The organism is Tardiphaga sp. (genome assembly GCF_044340795.1).
Classification (GTDB): Bacteria; Pseudomonadota; Alphaproteobacteria; order Rhizobiales; family Xanthobacteraceae; genus Tardiphaga.
The window spans coordinates 18,137-34,737 of the sequence record NZ_JBIISY010000043.1; the positions used below are offsets into that span (position 1 = coordinate 18,137).

Consider the following 16,601-nt stretch of genomic DNA (forward strand, 5'->3'; position numbering starts at 1 on the left):
GCGACTGCTCAGGCGAGCTGGGCGGGTTTCGACGGATGGAGCGTCCTGGGGTGACGGTCGTGCAGATAGACCGCCAGTGAATTTGCGATGATGCCATCATCGACGGCCGCGGTGAACAGCCGCTCCTGAGCTTCGCGCGGGAGGTCGGGCCATGCTTTCAGCGCGGCGTGCCCCAGCAGCAAGGCGTATCGCTCGTGTTCGGTCAGTGCTGGTGCGTCCAGAGCGGCGGTGGTTGCTGTCGCAACATATTTAGGATTGTGTGCGACTGTCGTATCTCCGTCGAAGAGCGCGGGACGAGCGGCTTCGCCGGTGCTTTGCCGCGAACCTTCCTCCGCGAGGGCGCCGTCGCCGACGATCTCTGCCACCAAACGTTTGGTCGTCCCGATGACTGTGTCCTTTGCACTCATCGTGATCCTCCTCGGTGCCAAACCTGATCTGTCATATCGCTCTCGGACTGTTCGCAAATCGTGCAGCACGATAGTCGTCGAGGCGTTGATTGTCGGGGCCCGGCGCCGATTTCTTCGCCAGGAGATGGTAGACGCGGGCGACGGTGCGTTGCTTGTCGCGGATGCGGCCGCGGGGAAGCCGTCTCGCCTTCAAGGCCGCCGCGACGGCGTGTGCGCGAAAGTAGTCGTAGGCGTCGGACATGATGCGGCCTTTCAGACACGGGAGATAATCCAGCCGGCGAGCAATCCACCCAGCGATGCGGCCGCAGCCGTCACCACCATGCCCCAGGCGATGTCCGGGATCACCAGCGACCACTGCCACTGTTTGAGGATCGCCATGTTTGTGAGCGCGAATGTCGAATAGCAGAAAAGGCCGAGCAGTGCGCCCAGCAGCAAGTTCGCCGACCAGTTGGCGGGATGGGCGCCGTTCACGAATACGACGATTCCAGCGAGATAGAGTGCATAGAAGAGGATCGCGGCCGACACCCGCGGCGTATCCAGCATCAGCCCGCCGATATGGGATTGATACATTTTCTTGCCGACCGTGCCTAGAAACGCGAAGTCGAGGGGGAGCATGATGACGAGCGTGCTCAAATAGACGATCAAATAGCGCATCGGTCCTCCGTGGCGCCTCAACGGCACAACACGCGACCTGTTCCGGCGCTAGACGCCGGATGGAACGGTGCTGACGGAACGACGTTGCAGGGGCTCCCGCCTGTCCAGTCGCGGCACCAATGCGGAGCGCATTCCCGGTGACATCATGACATTGCAGCATCCGGTCACGCCCGACGGCCGGTATTTTGTCGTCCGTGGTCGGCTCTGGCGTCTTGCGGATCCGGGGCTGTCTGAAGACAGGAAAGCGGCGCTCGTCGCCGAACTGATGTCCGCGCGCCGGGCGGTAAAGGACGCCAAAGCTCAGGAAGATCCAGCCGCCGAGGCTGCGGCGCATCGGGCGGTGGATGAGGCGAAGCGGTCGCTTGGCGAGCGCGGACCCGTCTGGTGGAACGATGGCGCGCCGGATCTCAACCGGCACATGGTCAAGAACACGCCCTATGCCGAGTGGTTTGCGGGGTTGAGGGGAAACCGGAGGCGGCAGTGAAGATCGCGACGTTCAACATCAACAACGTCAACAAGCGGCTGCCAAACCTGCTTGCGTGGTTGAAGTCGTCGAAGCCGGATATCGTCTGTCTGCAGGAGCTCAAGGCCGATCAGGCGGATTCCCGAAGGACGCACTGTTGAAGGCCGGCTACACGTCGGCCTGGGTCGGGCAGCGGACGTGGAACGGCGTCGCTATCCTCGCGCGCAACGCGGAGATCTTCGTCACGCAGCGGCGGCTTCCGGGCGATCCCCAAGACGATCAGAGCCGGTATATCGAGGCCGTCATCGAGGGAGTCGTGGTCGCGTGCCTCTATGCCCCGAACGGCAATCCGATGCCCGGCCCGAAATTCGACTACAAGCTCGCCTGGCTGAAGCGTCTCAATCGACATGCGGCCACGCTTCGCAAGACCGGCGCCCCGATCGTGCTGGCCGGCGACTTCAACGTCGTGCCGACGGCGGCCGACATCTATCCGACAAAGTCGTGGGACAAGGACGCGCTGGTTCAGCCCGAGGCGCGGAAGTTGCTGGCGGCCTTGCTCGCCAAAGGATGGACGGACGCGCTGCGCGCGATGCATCCCGAAGCGGTGCCATACACGTTCTGGACCTATTGGCGGGGCCGGTTCGAACGCGATGCCGGCCTGCGGATCGACCACCTCTTTCTCGATCCGCAACTCGCCCATCGTCTGCGCAAGGCAGGCGTCGATCGGAAAGTGCGGGCCAGGCCGGAGGCCAGCGATCACGCCCCGGCATGGATTGTCCTGGAATGACCTACGCTTGCTTCCAGGCGTCCATGATCTTCAGCGAAGCCTTGTCCTGCTCGCCGCCGTAATACCGCTTCAGAGCTTCTTTATATGGTGCGCCGCCGCGATCGACTTCGCCGAACAACGTCATCGCCGACCTGAAATTTAGATCGTCGGGCGAACCGAAGATATCGTGCGCTGATTTGCCGGTCACGCTCAGCACCGCCTCGGTGCACTCCCTGAGCCGGGTACCCAGCAGGGGATGGGCGAGATAGGCCCGCGCCTCGTCCATCGAGCCGATCGCATATCGCTGCGCCGTCGCGCTGTGTCCGAGGCCGTCAGCCTGCGGGAATATGAACCACATCCAGTGGCTCCGCTTGTCGCCGGCCTTCAGCTCGGCGAGTGCGGTGGCGTAGACGGGCTGTTGCGCGATGACGAAGCGTTGCAGGTCGAAGCGATTGCTCGTTTGCTCCATCATGCGATCTAGCCCGCCTTGCGTTTGCTGGCCGGCCGCGCAGTCGCTTTTTTGTTCGCTGCGGCGGGTTTCTTTCCGCTGATCGGCAGCAGCATTTCTTTCTGGCCCGCGGCGCGCTTGGCGACACGCTTCGGTTTCGCCGGGGAGGGCGCCGAAGAGCTCCCCTTCAAACTCTGCTTGAGCGCCGTCATCAGATCGACCACGTTGGTCCCGGGACGCGCCTTCCCGTGTGCCTTCACCGTCGTTCCGGCGCGTTTCTGATTGATCAGTTCGATCAGGGCGGATTCGTAGCGGTCATCGAACTTGCTCGGGTCGAAATCGGCAGTCTTTTGCTGGACGATGTGTTGTGCGAGGTCGAGCATGTCCTTCGTCACCTTCACGTCCTGAATGTCGTCGAAATAGTCTTCCTCGCTGCGGACCTCGTAGGGGTATCGCAGAAGCGTTCCCATGAGGCCGTTCTTGAGCGGCTCCAGCGCGATGATGTGTTCGCGGCTTGTCAGCACCAGGCGCCCGATCGCGACCATGTCCATGCTGCGGATCGTCTCGCGGATGACGGCATAGGCGTCGTGGCCGACCTTGCCGTCCGGAACGAGGTAGTAAGGTCGGATGGCGTAGCGCTGATCGATGTCGTCCTTCGGGACGAATTCGTCGATCTCGATCGTCCGCGTGGAGTCGAGCGCGATATTCTCCAGCTCTTCCTTCTCGACCTCGACATAAGTGTCGGTATCGACTTTGTAGCCTTTGACGATGTCCTCGTTAGTGACTTCCTCGCCCGTGTCGGCATCGACCTTGAGATATTTGATGCGGTGGCCGGTGTTTCGGTTGAGTTGGTTTAGGCTGACCTTTTCCGCGTCGGAAGTGGCCGGGTACAGAGCCACCGGGCAGGTGACGAGCGAGAGGCGTAGAAAGCCTTTCCAATTGGCGCGCGGGGCCATCGTATACTCCAACACAACTGACTGAACGGAACCGGGACTCAAGCGTGCCTGCAAGGAATCGTTCCGGAACGCTTTGAGGTGGCTCGCGTTTCCTGCTCGGCACGGTACCAAGGTGCCCAATGCACACTTGACGGGAGAGAGACGGTGATCCTGCGGAAGACGCCAGCCTTCATCATCGATGACCCTCGTTTGGAGTCGGACAAGGACAACAAGCCTGACGGGCCCTTGGAGGATCACGGTGACGTCGCGACGCCGGAGGCTTCGCCTCCTACCGACGACGACCGTCCGCTGGATTGACCCGACACGAATCGAGGTACGCGATGTCCAAGAAGTTCGATCCCGATCCCGTCGACAAACACGCTGAGGATCCAAAGACGGCGATCAAGGAAGACCGCAAGCAGTCGAGGCTCGACAAGGAATTGGAAGATACATTTCCGGCGTCCGATCCCGTCGGCGAGACCCAACCGAAGCCTTCGCGCGAATAGACGCGGCTCAACCAACGCAACGGAGTTGCTCATGAGCGAAGACACCAACAGAGAGTCGCTTGGCGACAAGGCGCTCAATGCCGCGAAGGATACCGTGAACGCCGCCGGCGGCCATGTTGACGAGGTCGGACAGCACTTCAAACAGAAGCTGAAAGCAGCCAAGAGGCCGGAAACCTACGTGGAAATGCTAAAGGATGTGACCAAGGCGGCGCCGCTCGGAATGCTTGCGGTCGCGTTCATAGGCGGAATGCTATTCGCGCGTCGTCGTTGACAGCCGATATCCGAACTTTCCCGTTTGTTAACCGCGTTTCGCCATCGTCTCCCGCATCGCACAAGGAGTCGTCGATGCAGGACATGGAACAAACTATTCGCGAACGCGCCTATCACATGTCGAACGACGCCGGTCGCCCAGATGATCGCTCGGAGTCATTCTGGCTAATCGCACAGCGAGCTGTGTTGGAATCTTCGCTTCAACAGATCGCAAGTGTGAAGCCTAACCGCAAGACGACCAAGACAAAGGCGACTGCTGCACCACGCAAACGGAAGGTTGTTTGAAGCTTCCGGAAGTTGAAAGCGATGAAGCCCCGCGGGCGACATGGGGCTTTTTGTTAGACGAGTAAGCGCTTGGGGCGGCTTAGAAACCATTTTTCGATAGGGCGCTTCCTGAATCAAATGGGAAGGCCGAATTGGGTTTCGAGTTTGTCTCCCGCCTGGAGCGACGACAGCGACACGCCAAGAAGGCGAACCGCCTTCTGAAGCGGCATTGTTGCCTCAAGCAGGCCGACCGAAATCCGCTCCAGATCGTCGCGCGAGGCGACGGCTCCGGGCATCGAACGGCTCCGCGACATGATCTCGAAATCGAAGAACTTGACCTTCAACGTGACGGTACGCCCTCGATTTCCGGTCGCTTCGCAGTGGCGCCAGACCTTGTCGATGAGGGGCTGCAGCGCTTCGATCATGGCGTCGAGCTCCGTTAGATCCTCGAAGAACGTGTTCTCGGCACCGACCGACTTGCGGATGCGGTTCGCGCGGACCGGCCGATCGTCTATGCCGCGCGAGATCCAGTAGTAGTAGGTCCCCGACTTTCCGAAATGAGCTTCGAGAAACGCGAGGGTCTGATTGCGGATGTCGAGCCCGGTACGGATACCGAGCGCGTTGAATTTGGTCGCGGTCGCAGGACCGATGCCGTGGAACTTGCCAACGGCGAGGCCTTCGACGAACGCCGGGCCCATGTCCGGAGAGATGACGTATTGGCCGTTGGGCTTGCGGTGATCGGAGGCAAGTTTGGCGAGAAACTTGTTGTAGGAGATTCCGGCCGAAGCGTTGAGATCGGTCTCCTCCTTGATCTTCGCGCGGATCTTCAGCGCGATGTCGCGCGCTAGCGGGATGTTCTGCAGGTTCTCGGTGACGTCCAGGTACGCTTCGTCCAGCGATAGAGGCTCGATGACCGGCGTATGCTCGGCAAAGATCTCGCGTATCTGCTGACTGATCGCCTTGTAGACCTCGAAGCGCGGTTTCACGAAGATCAGGTCCGGGCACTGGCGCCGCGCGGTGACCGAAGGCATCGCCGAGCGTACGCCGAACTTGCGTGCCTCGTAGCTTGCCGCGGCCACGACTCCGCGCTCCCGCGAACCTCCGACCGCGACCGGCTTGCCGCGAAGCTCTGGATTGTCCCGTTGCTCGACGGATGCATAGAAGGCGTCCATGTCGACATGGATGATCTTGCGGGGCTGAGCCGCGATCGGTCGATCATCGGTGTCGGTCTCTAGCATCCCGGTTGAACTCATTTCGGTTAGGTGCTGTTTCCAGATTGGAAGCTGAAGCCGATCAACGCGAACAGGCAGGCCACGCTGAAGCCGTGCATCGAAATGATGGACCGATATTCGGCCGCGCTATATGTCGCGAACGGTGATCCGACGGCGGGGTCCAGCAGGAAGTAGGCGGCGAACGGCAATGCCAGCACGCCGAGCATCACGTGTCGTTCGCCGGGTCTGAACAGCGGCGCTGCCAGAAGTATGCAGGGCAGCAGGAAAAGTTCGACGCCGGTTTCGGTCCCGATCAGTTTGACGGCAAGTATGCCGTTCAACGTGCCGATCGTGGGAAGCAGGGCGCGGCCCATCAGCGAATTGCGCCGGGAGAGCGCAGGCACGACTGCGAAGATGGGCATCGTGATGAGCGTGATCCACGCTGGCCAGGCGGACTGGCCGACGATTGCGTGCAGATACAATGGATAGAACGGCTGGTTGCCCGCGATGACGAGTGCGACCGTGTTGGCAAGCGCTACGCGCGGGTCCGGACTGGCCTTGTAGGCCTGGAGAGCGTTCAGCAGGGAGACTGGCACTGATATCTTTCGTCGTTCGGGAGATCATGCGCGAACGCATGAGTCATTCTTCGGAGACGCCATCGTTCTTCACGCCACGGGCGACGATCTGCAACGCGCTGTCGGGCAGCGGTCGCTGCAAGTCCTTGGCTTCGTCCCAAGGAGCATTCATCCAGACGTCGACCTCTTCCGGCTTCGTGAGGATGACGGGCATCGCCTTAGGATGGACGGCGCGCACCTCGGCATTGGGATCCGTCGTCAGGAACGCAAACAGGTCGTTGGTGGTTTGGCCCTCCTTGATAATCCGGACCGATGTCCAATTCGTCCAGAGACCGGCGAAGCAGACGAGAGGCCTGGTCTCGTCGAGCGCGAACCACACGTCGAGTTTCGCGACCTTGTCGAACTCGCTGAACGACGAGAACGGCACGATGCAGCGGTGCTTGACGCCGAACCACCGCTTCCAGTGCTTGCTCGTCGTGTTCCGGATGTTGGTCGTGCCCTTGTCGGGCTCCATCCGGAGCAGTTCCTTGAAGTCGTATTGCTTGCCCTTCGCCGCGAGCTTCTCTGCACGCGTCGTCGCCTTCTTGAATATCGCCTGCGATGACGAGGGCATGCCCCAGCGTAGCATCGCGAGCTCACGACCGCCGTCGGCGTTCCGGACGATCGGCGCCATCCTGTCGGGAAAGATGCCCGGCATGGAAGGCAGGTTGCCGGTCGAGTCCTTCGTGACCGCGAAGAGCTGCCGGATCGCGTCCTGCGCTCTCGTCATCGAATAGAGGTTGCACACCGGCGGTATCCTTTTGCTCGTGGATCGAGCGCGAAAAATTTATGTCAGCGCAATTCGTCAGCGGATTCAATCGACTGAGAAAAATCACCTATCGAGCGCAGTGAAAGTCACGTTGACTCCTGCTCCATCTATGGAACATATCATGAACAATCAATTCAGCATTGGGATCACGGCGAATGAGAGGGGCCGCATCGGACGTTCTGGCCGATCTGCGCGCGCGTGTTGGACGACTGGAGGGCGCGACCACACGAAAGCGGTCCGTTCTTCCGTTCGGGGTGAAAGCGATCGACCAAAGGCTGCCTGATGGAGGGCTTGCGATCGGCGCGCTCCACGAAGTCGCTGGCGGCGGCAATGGGGCCGTCGATGGCGCTGCGGCTGCATTGTTCGCGGCGGGGATCGCAGCGCGGACGAAGGGTCAGGTCTTATGGTGTGTGACACGGCATGACCTGTTCGCCGCAGCACTTGCTCAAGCAGGCCTGGGGCCTGAGCGGGTCATCTACGTTGAGACGGGCGACGAGAAGGCGCTGCTGGCGAGCTTCGAGGAAGGGGCGCGACACGGTGGTCTGGGAGCAGTGGTCGCCGAGGTGTCATGTCTGTCGATGACGTCGTCGCGCCGCCTCCATCTGGCGGCGGAAGCTTCCGGAACGATGGCGATCGCCGTGCGGCGTTGGCGGCGTCAGACGGAAGCGGCCGATTTCGGCCAGCCGACCTCGTCGGTGACGCGGTGGCGGGTCTCGGCGCTCCCGTCCGAGGTGTTGCCGGTCCCAGGCGTCGGCAGGGCCAGATGGCTTCTTGAATTGATCCGATGCCGCGCCGGTGAAAGCGCGGATTTCGTTGTGGAAGCCTGCGATGCCGAGGGTCGTCTCGATCTACCTGCCGACCTGGCCGATCGATCGCATGATGCGGGCGATGGGCGCCGCCGCGCCTGATTGCGCCAAACCACTCGTCCTTGTGGACCAACACGGCCGCCAGCGGATCGTGACGGCTGTCAACGCCGCTGCGGCCGTCGTCGGCTTACGGGCGGGGATGCCGGGGACCAAGGCGCAGGCCCTCGTTCCGGATCTCATCGTGCAGCACGCCGATCTTGAAGCGGATGCCAAGGCACTTGATCGGCTGGCTGCGTGGGCGCTGCGCTATTCGCTTGTAGTGGCGGCCGATACGTCGGATGGTCTCGTCATGGACACCACGGGAGCCGACCATCTGCATGGTGGTGAGGCTGCGATGGCCGCTGACGTCGGCAGGCGGCTGCGCCAGGCAGGCATCATGGCAAGAATCGCCATATCGGACACCTGGGGCGCTTCGCATGCGCTGGCGCGCTTCGCTGCCGACGAGAGCGTGATAGCGCCGGCGGGGACCGCGCGAGAAGCAGTCGAGCGGTTGCCGATCGCGGCGCTGCGGCTGCCGTCGGACATGGTTCATGATCTCCGCAAGCTCGGCTTCGGATGCATCCGCGATCTGCTGGCGACGCCGCGCGCGCCGCTGGCGTTGCGGTTCGGGCCTCTGGTCGGGCGAAGGCTCGACCAGGCCGTCGGTCAGGCTTCGGAGCCTATCGATCCGATCCGGCCGCCGGAGATGATCGAAGTGAAGCGGACCTTCGTCGAGCCGATCGGCGCCGCGGAAACCATCGCACGCTATGTCGGCAAGCTGGTCGTGCAATTGAGCGCCGCGCTGGAGGAGCGCGGGCTCGGCGCTCTCCGTGTCGATCTCGTCTGTCATCTCATCGACGGCCGCATAGAGGCTGCTCGGGTCGGCACGGCGCAACCGGTGCGCGATGTGCGACGTCTCACGCGCCTTCTGTGCGACAAGATAGAAACGATCGATCCCGGCTTCGGCATCGAAATACTGCGGCTTGCGGCGACATCGGTGCAACCATTCGCAACAGTGCAGTCGAGTTCGTCGCTGATCGAGGCTGCGCCGCCGGACGTCACGGATCTCGTCGATATCCTCGCCAACCGGCTGGGTTCGCAGTCGCTGTTCCGGATGGCGCCGGCGCAGAGCGACGTTCCGGAACGCGCCTTCGTGCGCGTGGCCGCAAACGCACCGGCGACGGCGATCGTCTGGCCAGCGGAATGGCCGCGGCCTTCGCGGCTGCTTTCATCTCCGGAGCCAATCCAGACCGTGGCACTTCTGCCGGATCATCCGCCCGTGAGCTTCACCTGGCGCGGCATCCGCCGGCGGGTGAAACGTGCGGACGGTCCCGAACGGGTTTTCGGAGAGTGGTGGAAGCGCGATGCCGAACTTGTCGCCGTCCGCGACTACTTCCGTGTCGAGGATGAGAGCGGCGAGAGGTTTTGGATCTACCGCGCCGGTGACGGAGAGGATGCCGCGACCGGATCGCACAAGTGGTTCCTGCACGGGATTTTCGCATGACCATGCGATATGCCGAGCTCCAATGCACGTCGCACTTCTCGTTCCTGCGAGGGGCAAGCTCGGCCGAAGAGATATTCTCCCAGGCCGCCATTCTCGGCATCGAGGCCGTCGCGGTGGCCGACCGTAATACTCTCGCCGGAATCGTCCGGGCCCATGAGGCTGCGAAGGCGACCGGCACGCGTCTGATCGTCGGTTGTCGCCTGGATCTCGCCGACGGTACGTCGCTACTCGTCTATCCGACCGACCGTCCCGCCTATTCCCGCCTGTGCCACTTGCTGTCGATCGGCAAGAAGCGGGGCGGCAAGGCGAAATGCGTGCTCGAATGGACGGACGTCGTCGATTGGCAGCAGGGGCTCATCGCGGTCCTCGTTCCGGAACAGGCCGACGACGCATGCGCGCTGCGGCTCCGAAGGCTGCGGGACGTGTTCGGCGACCGCGCTTATCTGGCGCTCACGCTGCGCCGGCGACCGAACGATCAGTTGCGGTTGCATGAACTCTCGGGCTTGGCTCAGCGCTACCGCGTGGCCACGGTGGTCACCAACGACGTGCTATTCCACGACCGGTCGCGACGCATCCTGCAGGACGTCGTGACCTGTATCCGCCATGGCGCCACGATCGACGACGCCGGCTTCCGGCGTGAACGCCACGCGGACAGATATCTGAAGCCGCCCGAGGAGATGGCGCGCCTTTTCCCGCGCTATCCGGAAGCGGTGGATCGCACGGTCGAGATCGCGAACCGTTGCCAGTTCAGCCTGGACGAACTCGCCTACCAGTATCCGGAAGAACGGACGATGCCGGGGCTAACGCCGCAACAGGCGCTGGAGAAGCTGACCTGGGAGGGGGCTGCGGACCGTTATCCGGAAGGACTTCCGGACGAGGTCATCGGAAAGCTGGAACACGAACTGCGCCTGATCGAGCGCATGGAATATGCGCCGTACTTCCTGACGGTGAACTCCATCGTCCGCTTCGCGCGCAGCCGCGACATCCTTTGCCAGGGACGCGGCTCGGCGGCGAACTCCGCCGTCTGCTTCGTGCTCGGCATCACCTCGATCGATCCAGGCCGCAACGATCTGCTGTTCGAGCGCTTCGTATCAGAGGAGCGTCGCGAGCCGCCTGACATCGATGTCGATTTCGAGCACGAACGCCGTGAGATCGTGATGCAGTGGGTCTACGAAACCTACGGCCGCAATCATGCCGCGCTCTGCTCCACCGTGATCCGCTACCGGGCCAAGGGCGCGCTGCGCGATGTCGGCAAAGCGCTCGGACTGACCGAAGACCTCATCAAGATGCTGTCGTCCCAGGTGTGGGGATGGTCGGAGGAGGGCGTCGAGGCCAAGCATGCCGAAGAGCTCAACCTCAATCTCGGAGACCGCCGCCTCCGCCTCGCACTCGAACTTGCCCGTGAACTGATCGGAGCTCCAAGGCATCTTTCGCAGCATCCGGGCGGCTTCGTGCTGACCCACGACCGGCTCGACGAGCTGGTGCCGATCGAGCCTGCCGCCATGGTGGATCGTCAGGTGATCGAGTGGGACAAGGACGACATCGATGCGCTGAAGTTCATGAAGGTCGACATCCTTGCGCTGGGCATGTTGACCTGCATGAAGCGGGCGTTCGAGTTCCTCGCCGACGCGAAGGGAATCCGGCATGACCTTGCGACGATCCCGTCGGAGTGTCCTCGAACCTACGCCATGATCCGGCGGGCGGACACGCTCGGAACCTTCCAGATCGAGAGCCGCGCGCAGATGTCGATGCTGCCGCGGATGAAACCGCGAACCTTCTATGATCTGGTCATCGAGGTCGCCATCGTGCGGCCTGGCCCGATCCAGGGCGACATGGTCCATCCATATCTGCGCCGCCGCGAGGGCAAGGAGGCCGTCGTCTATCCAAAGCCCGAACTGGAAAAGGTGCTCGGTAAGACGCTCGGCGTGCCGCTGTTTCAAGAACAGGCGATGCGGGTCGCCATCGAGTGCGCCGGGTTCACGCCGGGCGAAGCCGATCAACTTCGCCGCGCCATGGCCACGTTCAAGTTCACCGGCGGCGTCTCCAAGTTCAAGGCCAAGCTGATCGACGGCATGGTGGAGCGTGGCTACGACCAGAAGTTTGCCGAACGCACCTTCGGCCAGCTCGAAGGCTTCGGTAGCTACGGTTTTCCGGAAAGCCACGCCGCATCCTTCGCGTTGATCGCCTACGCGTCGTCGTGGATGAAATGCCACCATCCGGACGTGTTCTGTGCATCGCTTTTGAACGCGCAGCCGATGGGCTTCTACGCACCGGCGCAGATCGTGCGCGACGCGCGCGAGCACGGCGTCGAGATCCGGCCTGTCTGCATCAATGCCTCGAGGTGGGATTGTACGCTCGAGCCGGCACACGACGAGACGTTCGCCGTCCGCCTGGGTCTGCGCATGGTGCGCGGCCTGGCGAACAAGGATGCGGCGGCCATCGTCGCGGCACGGGCCGACGAGCCGTTCTCGTCGATCGATGACCTCTGGCGTCGGACGGGCGTTCCCGTCTCTTCGATGGTCGAGATCGCGGAAGCCGACGGCATGCGGGAGAGCTTAGGTCTGGCGAGAAGGGAAGCGCTATGGGCGATCAAGGCGCTGCGTGACGAGCCGCTGGAGTTGTTCGCTGCCGCCGCCGAACGGGAGCGTCGCACGGTCGCGGAAATCGTCGAGCCCGAAGTCAAACTCTCGCCGATGACCGCCGGCAGCGAGGTCGTCGAGGACTATCGGCACGTGGGGCTCACTTTGCGGGCTCATCCCGTTGAGTTCTTACGAGAGGATTTAAACGCGAAGCGCATCGTCACCTGCGCGGAAGCGATGTCGGCCCGCGACGGCAAGTGTTTGACGGCAGCGGGGATCGTCCTCGTCCGGCAGAAGCCGGGTTCTGCGAAGGGCGTCATGTTCATCACCATCGAAGACGAAAGCGGCGTGGCTAATCTGGTGATCTGGCCCTCGCTCTACGAGCGCCAGCGCCGGATCATCCTCGGCGCATCGATGATCGCAGTCCAGGGACGCATCCAGCGGGAGGGAGAGGTCGTCCATCTCGTGGTGCGGCAATTGACCGACCTATCGGCGGATCTCGCCGGCGTCAGCGATCGCGACGAGAACTTCCCGCTGCCCCGCGGGCGCGGCGATGAATTCCACCATGGGGGCTCGCCGGACGCGCGCGGACTTCCGCCCAAAGGACTTCGCACGCGCGACATCTATATCCCGGACCTTCACATCGACAGTCTACGTCTCAAGCCGCGAAACTTTGGATAGATCAAGTGTTGCGTCCTGAAAAAGGAGCTTGTTGCGCCCGGCGAGGATCGAAGCGCTGAGCGGGTTCTTGGCGTTGCATTTGGGGCGCTCGACCGTGATCGACCGGTAACGGCGTGAAGCGCTCACTGGTGGAGGATAGATGTCGGATCGGCGGACTTAAATTGTCCGCCGGTCTGTCGAAACTTGGTGAACGTTTGAGGGAGGTTTCTGTGACCGCAGGGCACAGCTTCGCCTGCGAGGCGAAGCTGCTTGCGAAGGGTGCCACGAAACTCGGAGCCACGCCGTCGGTCAGTATTTGGATAAGCGCGCCTTATGACAGGCAGGCCCGGGTCGCCCGGTGGGCCATTTACGCGCCGCTTCAGCGACGGGGCTGACACGCGGCACGTCCATCAACCGCGCATCTGCTATGGGTCGGGAATTACAACCGTTGCCCACTCCTGCTTTCAGCTCTGATGCTGTCAGCTTTTGCCGATGCCATTCGGCCTTGTCCGCGTGCTCCCCATGGCCTGACTAGCCTGAAGCGCGAAGCCCATAGGGGGCTGGCTATGCACGCCATACTTGAGCGTTCATTGTGTTTCCACATCAGGTGTTATGGAGCGCTGATCGTTTGTACGAGCGTTTGCGATCTGCCTTACCGCGCGGGACCGCACCGGTTGGTCTTGAACGAAATCTCACACCCGCTCCGCGATCGACAATGCTACATTTCAGTGATACACAGAGCTCGAACGCGGTCGCTCTAAGTCATTGTTTTTGTTGCCGTTGATGGTCGCTGGGGACAACCCGCCCCTGGGCACCATAGGCTCGCCAAGCCGGTGTCGTCCTCGATGCATCCCAACGATCCATCCCTCCGCTCCTTCCTCGCGATTGACCCGGCATCGGATTTTCCGATCCAGAATCTGCCTTATGGCGTGTTCTCGACCGTCGGGACGCAGCCACGGGTCGGCGTTGCCATCGGCGCCTGCGTGCTCGATCTGGCGCTGCTCGAAACGGAAGGGTTGATCGATCTCGAAGGTGCAACGGACGTCTTCGCGCAGCCCTCCATCAATGCCTTCATGGCGCTCGGGCCGGAGCTTTGGACCACGACGCGAGCGCGGATCAGCCAGCTGCTGCGCCATGATCATCCGGAACTGCGCGACAATGCCGGGCTACGGCAGCGGGCGCTGCTGCCACTGGCCGATGTGACGCTGCATCTGCCGCTGCAGGTTACGGGCTTCACCGATTTCTATTCGTCCAAGGAGCACGCCAGCAATGTGGGCGTGATGTTCCGCGGCAAGGACAATGCGTTGCAGCCAAACTGGCTGCATATGCCGATCGGTTACAATGGTCGCGCTTCCACGGTGGTGGTCAGCGGCACCGACGTGCATCGCCCGCGCGGCCAGCTGAAGCCGCCGGATGCAGCCGCGCCCACGTTCGGGCCCTGCAAGCGGCTCGATTTCGAGCTGGAAATGGGGGTTGTCGTCGGCCAGCCCTCGGCCATGGGCGGCATGCTCACCGAGGCGGAAGCCGAGGCGATGATCTTCGGCTTCGTCCTGCTCAATGACTGGAGCGCCCGCGACATCCAGCAATGGGAGTATGTGCCGCTCGGGCCGTTCCTCGCCAAGGCTTTTGCCACATCCATCAGCCCGTGGATCGTGACGCGCGAGGCGCTGGAGCCGTTTCGCCTGCACGGGCCGGCGCAGGAGCCGCTACCGCTGCCGCACCTGCAGCAGCAGGGCGCGAACAATTACGACCTGCGGCTCGATGTCGATCTGCGCGCCCCGGGGGCGTCGAAGCCCGCGGCGCTCTGCAGCACCAATTTCAAATACATGTACTGGTCGTCAGTGCAGCAATTGATGCACCACGCTTCCAGCGGTTGCGCGATGAGCGTAGGCGATCTCCTGGGATCGGGCACCATCAGCGGGCCCGAGAGGGACCAGCGCGGCAGCCTGCTCGAAATCTCGTGGAACGGCGCGGAGCCGTTCGACCTGCCCGGCGGCGGTCAACGCACATTCCTCGACGACGGCGATACGCTGACCATCCGCGGCTGGTGCCAGGGCGACGGCTATCGCGTCGGTTTTGGCGCGGTGGCCGGGACGATCATTCCGCCCCGATAACCGGTGCGGTTCACGCGCGCGGAAACAGCTTGTCGCGGATGTAGCGTGAGGTGGGTGTCAGCCGCATGCCGCTGCGTGGCTTGCGCCACACCGCGCGGTCGATCTCCTTCTTGTCGCCGATATCGAGATGGCCGGTGGCCTTGTCGGCAATGAAGATGGAGTCGCTCATCTTGCGGCCGGAATGCCGGTTGGTCGACTTGACCTCTTTCCAGAGCGTCAGGCGGCCGAGCTTCAGCTTCGGCAGTTCTTCCTTGATTTCACGACGCAGGCAGACCTTATCGTTCTCGCGCGGCAGCTTGCGTCCGCCGGGAAACATCCACAGACCATCCTTGCAGCGCCGGACCAGAAGAATTTTCCCGCGCTTGGTCGCAACCAGCTTCGATGACTTCGCCATTTCCTCAATGCATTTTCTTGAAATTCAGTGAGTCTCGCTAACGAGGCTTGATGAAAGGAATGTGAAATACAGCGAAGAGGTAGTGTTGTCGTGTGTTTTAAAGCGGCAGGCTGCTGCCAAAGAAAAGGCCACCGGAACGGTGGCCTTGGGAGTTGCATGAAGCCCGCTGTGGAACTTCGATCTCGAAATCACGTCACCTAGTGAGCCAGTTCCTCCGGCAGCTTGAGCTCTCTCACGCGATCCTGCTTGGCACTCTTGCGAAGTTCGCGCTCAGCGCTTTCGAACTTGGCGAGTTCGTCCTTGACGATCTGCATGAATTGCTCGCGCGAGGGGGAGGCATTCTTGGTGTGTAGGGTCATAACTCACTCTACGGGTTGGTCTCGTTGCGCGAAGGTATTCTAGCAGACCGATCGTCTAACCCGCAACGGCATGAATGATTTTTGAATAGTTCATGTTACCTATCGTCATGGATCTGTCACAGATGCAGCTGGACATTCGATCAAGGCGACATAGATCAACGTCATGATTGAAAAGGGAATTCTCGAAGACTTTGTTGCGCGTCACCAGCGCCTGTTCGTGCTGACCGGCGCGGGCTGCAGCACGCATTCGGGCATTCCCGACTATCGTGACAGCGATGGCAACTGGAAGCGCACGCCGCCCGTTACATATGACAGTTTCATGACGCGTGACGCGACGCGCAAGCGTTACTGGGCGCGCAGCATGATCGGCTGGCGCAGCTTCGGGCAGGCACAGCCGAACGATGCGCATCATGCGCTGGCGCGCCTTGAAGCTGCAGGCCGCAGCGAGATCCTGCTCACGCAGAATGTCGACCGCCTGCATCAGAGCGCGGGCAGTGAGCGTGTCATCGATCTGCATGGTCGTCTCGATCAGGTGCGCTGCATGAGTTGCGAGCGAAAGATGCCGCGCAGCGATTTTCAGCATGAGCTCGGTCATCGCAATGCTGCGTGGCTCGCGCTTGATGCACCGGATGCCCCCGATGGCGATGCCGATCTCGAGCGCGATGATTTCGCAGCCTTCGATGTGCCGTCCTGCATCGTCTGCGGCGGTGTGCTGAAGCCCGACGTGGTGTTCTTCGGCGAGACGGTGCCGCGCGACGTGGTGGATGAGGCGCGCGACCGACTGGAGAGCTCGGATGCGATGCTGGTGGTCGGTTCGTCGCTGATGGTCTATTCCGGCT

20 protein-coding genes and 1 pseudogene are annotated in these 16,601 nt (G+C 62.2%); 11 read left to right on the plus strand and 10 right to left on the minus strand.

Annotated elements, in window-relative coordinates:
* Positions 1–8: 8 nt before the first annotated feature.
* From ACIQ17_RS09715 to ACIQ17_RS09725, 3 genes are read right to left on the minus strand one after another with little or no spacing between them, the layout of a single operon-like run.
* Positions 9–407, minus strand: a complete 399-nt coding sequence (locus tag ACIQ17_RS09715; protein WP_398467863.1) for a hypothetical protein — start codon at positions 405–407, stop codon at positions 9–11.
* A gap of 31 nt (positions 408–438) precedes the next feature.
* Positions 439–648 carry a hypothetical protein gene (locus ACIQ17_RS09720; RefSeq protein WP_398467865.1) on the minus strand — a complete coding sequence of 70 codons (210 nt, stop codon included), beginning with the start codon at positions 646–648 and terminating at the stop codon, positions 439–441.
* An 11-nt stretch (positions 649–659) separates the two neighbouring features.
* Positions 660–1,061, minus strand: coding sequence for a DUF2177 family protein (locus ACIQ17_RS09725; protein ID WP_398467867.1), 402 nt, complete (start codon positions 1,059–1,061; stop codon positions 660–662).
* A 145-nt stretch (positions 1,062–1,206) separates the two neighbouring features.
* Here ACIQ17_RS09725 and ACIQ17_RS09730 point away from each other — a divergent pair, with 145 nt between their 5' ends.
* Together ACIQ17_RS09730 and xth are read left to right on the plus strand one after the other, a co-directional pair.
* The gene (locus ACIQ17_RS09730) at positions 1,207–1,545 is read left to right on the plus strand and encodes a hypothetical protein (protein WP_398467899.1); all 339 of its coding nucleotides are present in this window, start codon (positions 1,207–1,209) and stop codon (positions 1,543–1,545) included.
* Positions 1,542–2,311: pseudogene (gene xth, locus ACIQ17_RS09735) on the plus strand (exodeoxyribonuclease III). Before ACIQ17_RS09730 ends, xth begins: the two are co-directional and overlap by 4 nt.
* Before the next feature lies 1 nt (position 2,312).
* Here the strand turns inward: xth and ACIQ17_RS09740 are convergent.
* Together ACIQ17_RS09740 and ACIQ17_RS09745 are read right to left on the minus strand one after the other, a co-directional pair.
* The gene (locus ACIQ17_RS09740) at positions 2,313–2,762 is read right to left on the minus strand and encodes a DUF1810 domain-containing protein (protein WP_398467869.1); all 450 of its coding nucleotides are present in this window, start codon (positions 2,760–2,762) and stop codon (positions 2,313–2,315) included.
* 5 nt (positions 2,763–2,767) lie between these two features.
* Positions 2,768–3,694 carry a Ku protein gene (locus ACIQ17_RS09745; RefSeq protein WP_398467871.1) on the minus strand — a complete coding sequence of 309 codons (927 nt, stop codon included), beginning with the start codon at positions 3,692–3,694 and terminating at the stop codon, positions 2,768–2,770.
* A 144-nt stretch (positions 3,695–3,838) separates the two neighbouring features.
* Here ACIQ17_RS09745 and ACIQ17_RS09750 point away from each other — a divergent pair, with 144 nt between their 5' ends.
* The 4 genes from ACIQ17_RS09750 to ACIQ17_RS09765 all read left to right on the plus strand — a co-directional run bounded on the left by ACIQ17_RS09750 (position 3,839) and on the right by ACIQ17_RS09765 (position 4,734).
* Complete coding sequence (locus tag ACIQ17_RS09750; protein ID WP_398467873.1) at positions 3,839–3,991, plus strand: hypothetical protein; 153 nt, start codon at positions 3,839–3,841, stop codon at positions 3,989–3,991.
* A gap of 23 nt (positions 3,992–4,014) precedes the next feature.
* Positions 4,015–4,179 carry a hypothetical protein gene (locus tag ACIQ17_RS09755; RefSeq protein ID WP_398467875.1) on the plus strand — a complete coding sequence of 55 codons (165 nt, stop codon included), beginning with the start codon at positions 4,015–4,017 and terminating at the stop codon, positions 4,177–4,179.
* A gap of 31 nt (positions 4,180–4,210) precedes the next feature.
* Positions 4,211–4,450: a hypothetical protein gene (locus tag ACIQ17_RS09760; RefSeq protein ID WP_398467877.1), complete on the plus strand. Its 240-nt coding sequence runs from the start codon at positions 4,211–4,213 to the stop codon at positions 4,448–4,450.
* A gap of 74 nt (positions 4,451–4,524) precedes the next feature.
* Positions 4,525–4,734, plus strand: coding sequence for a DUF2934 domain-containing protein (locus ACIQ17_RS09765; protein ID WP_398467879.1), 210 nt, complete (start codon positions 4,525–4,527; stop codon positions 4,732–4,734).
* A 113-nt stretch (positions 4,735–4,847) separates the two neighbouring features.
* Here the strand turns inward: ACIQ17_RS09765 and dinB are convergent, their stop codons facing one another.
* From dinB to ACIQ17_RS09780, 3 genes are read right to left on the minus strand one after another with little or no spacing between them, the layout of a single operon-like run.
* Positions 4,848–5,951 carry a DNA polymerase IV gene (dinB, locus tag ACIQ17_RS09770; protein WP_398467881.1) on the minus strand — a complete coding sequence of 368 codons (1,104 nt, stop codon included), beginning with the start codon at positions 5,949–5,951 and terminating at the stop codon, positions 4,848–4,850.
* Positions 5,952–5,971: 20 nt separating this feature from the next.
* Complete coding sequence (locus ACIQ17_RS09775; protein ID WP_398467883.1) at positions 5,972–6,520, minus strand: hypothetical protein; 549 nt, start codon at positions 6,518–6,520, stop codon at positions 5,972–5,974.
* A gap of 43 nt (positions 6,521–6,563) precedes the next feature.
* Complete coding sequence (locus ACIQ17_RS09780; protein ID WP_398467885.1) at positions 6,564–7,286, minus strand: SOS response-associated peptidase; 723 nt, start codon at positions 7,284–7,286, stop codon at positions 6,564–6,566.
* A 176-nt stretch (positions 7,287–7,462) separates the two neighbouring features.
* On the opposite strand from ACIQ17_RS09780, the gene ACIQ17_RS09785 reads away from it, so the two are divergent.
* The 4 genes from ACIQ17_RS09785 (at position 7,463) to fahA (ending at position 15,009) form a co-directional block, all read left to right on the plus strand.
* The gene (locus ACIQ17_RS09785) at positions 7,463–8,215 is read left to right on the plus strand and encodes an ImuA family protein (RefSeq protein WP_398467887.1); all 753 of its coding nucleotides are present in this window, start codon (positions 7,463–7,465) and stop codon (positions 8,213–8,215) included.
* Complete coding sequence (locus ACIQ17_RS09790) at positions 8,136–9,656, plus strand: DUF6504 family protein (protein WP_398467889.1); 1,521 nt, start codon at positions 8,136–8,138, stop codon at positions 9,654–9,656. The genes ACIQ17_RS09785 and ACIQ17_RS09790 overlap by 80 nt, the downstream gene beginning before the upstream one ends.
* A gap of 2 nt (positions 9,657–9,658) precedes the next feature.
* The gene (locus ACIQ17_RS09795; RefSeq protein WP_398467901.1) at positions 9,659–12,916 is read left to right on the plus strand and encodes an error-prone DNA polymerase; all 3,258 of its coding nucleotides are present in this window, start codon (positions 9,659–9,661) and stop codon (positions 12,914–12,916) included.
* Positions 12,917–13,740: 824 nt separating this feature from the next.
* Entirely contained in the window at positions 13,741–15,009 is a 1,269-nt protein-coding gene (fahA, locus tag ACIQ17_RS09800; protein ID WP_398467891.1) for a fumarylacetoacetase, read from the plus strand.
* Between the two features lie 10 nt (positions 15,010–15,019).
* Here the strand turns inward: fahA and ACIQ17_RS09805 are convergent, their stop codons facing one another.
* Together ACIQ17_RS09805 and ACIQ17_RS09810 are read right to left on the minus strand one after the other, a co-directional pair.
* Positions 15,020–15,403 carry an NUDIX hydrolase gene (locus ACIQ17_RS09805; protein WP_398467893.1) on the minus strand — a complete coding sequence of 128 codons (384 nt, stop codon included), beginning with the start codon at positions 15,401–15,403 and terminating at the stop codon, positions 15,020–15,022.
* Positions 15,404–15,600: 197 nt separating this feature from the next.
* Entirely contained in the window at positions 15,601–15,762 is a 162-nt protein-coding gene (locus ACIQ17_RS09810; protein ID WP_398467895.1) for a hypothetical protein, read from the minus strand.
* A 163-nt stretch (positions 15,763–15,925) separates the two neighbouring features.
* On the opposite strand from ACIQ17_RS09810, the gene ACIQ17_RS09815 reads away from it, so the two are divergent.
* The coding region (locus ACIQ17_RS09815; protein ID WP_398467897.1) for an NAD-dependent protein deacetylase at positions 15,926–16,601 on the plus strand (676 nt) is incomplete at its 3' end.

Coding starts and splice junctions, on each gene's coding strand:
- ACIQ17_RS09715 (WP_398467863.1), bottom strand. CDS start 407: ATGAGTGCAAAGGACACAGTCATCGGGACGACCAAACGTTTGGTGGCA.
- ACIQ17_RS09720 (WP_398467865.1), bottom strand. CDS start 648: ATGTCCGACGCCTACGACTACTTTCGCGCACACGCCGTCGCGGCGGCC.
- ACIQ17_RS09725 (WP_398467867.1), bottom strand. CDS start 1,061: ATGCGCTATTTGATCGTCTATTTGAGCACGCTCGTCATCATGCTCCCC.
- ACIQ17_RS09730 (WP_398467899.1), top strand. CDS start 1,207: ATGACATTGCAGCATCCGGTCACGCCCGACGGCCGGTATTTTGTCGTC.
- ACIQ17_RS09740 (WP_398467869.1), bottom strand. CDS start 2,762: ATGATGGAGCAAACGAGCAATCGCTTCGACCTGCAACGCTTCGTCATC.
- ACIQ17_RS09745 (WP_398467871.1), bottom strand. CDS start 3,694: ATGGCCCCGCGCGCCAATTGGAAAGGCTTTCTACGCCTCTCGCTCGTC.
- ACIQ17_RS09755 (WP_398467875.1), top strand. CDS start 4,015: ATGTCCAAGAAGTTCGATCCCGATCCCGTCGACAAACACGCTGAGGAT.
- ACIQ17_RS09760 (WP_398467877.1), top strand. CDS start 4,211: ATGAGCGAAGACACCAACAGAGAGTCGCTTGGCGACAAGGCGCTCAAT.
- ACIQ17_RS09765 (WP_398467879.1), top strand. CDS start 4,525: ATGCAGGACATGGAACAAACTATTCGCGAACGCGCCTATCACATGTCG.
- dinB (WP_398467881.1), bottom strand. CDS start 5,951: ATGCTAGAGACCGACACCGATGATCGACCGATCGCGGCTCAGCCCCGC.
- ACIQ17_RS09785 (WP_398467887.1), top strand. CDS start 7,463: ATGAGAGGGGCCGCATCGGACGTTCTGGCCGATCTGCGCGCGCGTGTT.
- ACIQ17_RS09790 (WP_398467889.1), top strand. CDS start 8,136: ATGCCGAGGGTCGTCTCGATCTACCTGCCGACCTGGCCGATCGATCGC.
- ACIQ17_RS09795 (WP_398467901.1), top strand. CDS start 9,659: ATGCGATATGCCGAGCTCCAATGCACGTCGCACTTCTCGTTCCTGCGA.
- fahA (WP_398467891.1), top strand. CDS start 13,741: ATGCATCCCAACGATCCATCCCTCCGCTCCTTCCTCGCGATTGACCCG.
- ACIQ17_RS09805 (WP_398467893.1), bottom strand. CDS start 15,403: ATGGCGAAGTCATCGAAGCTGGTTGCGACCAAGCGCGGGAAAATTCTT.
- ACIQ17_RS09810 (WP_398467895.1), bottom strand. CDS start 15,762: ATGACCCTACACACCAAGAATGCCTCCCCCTCGCGCGAGCAATTCATG.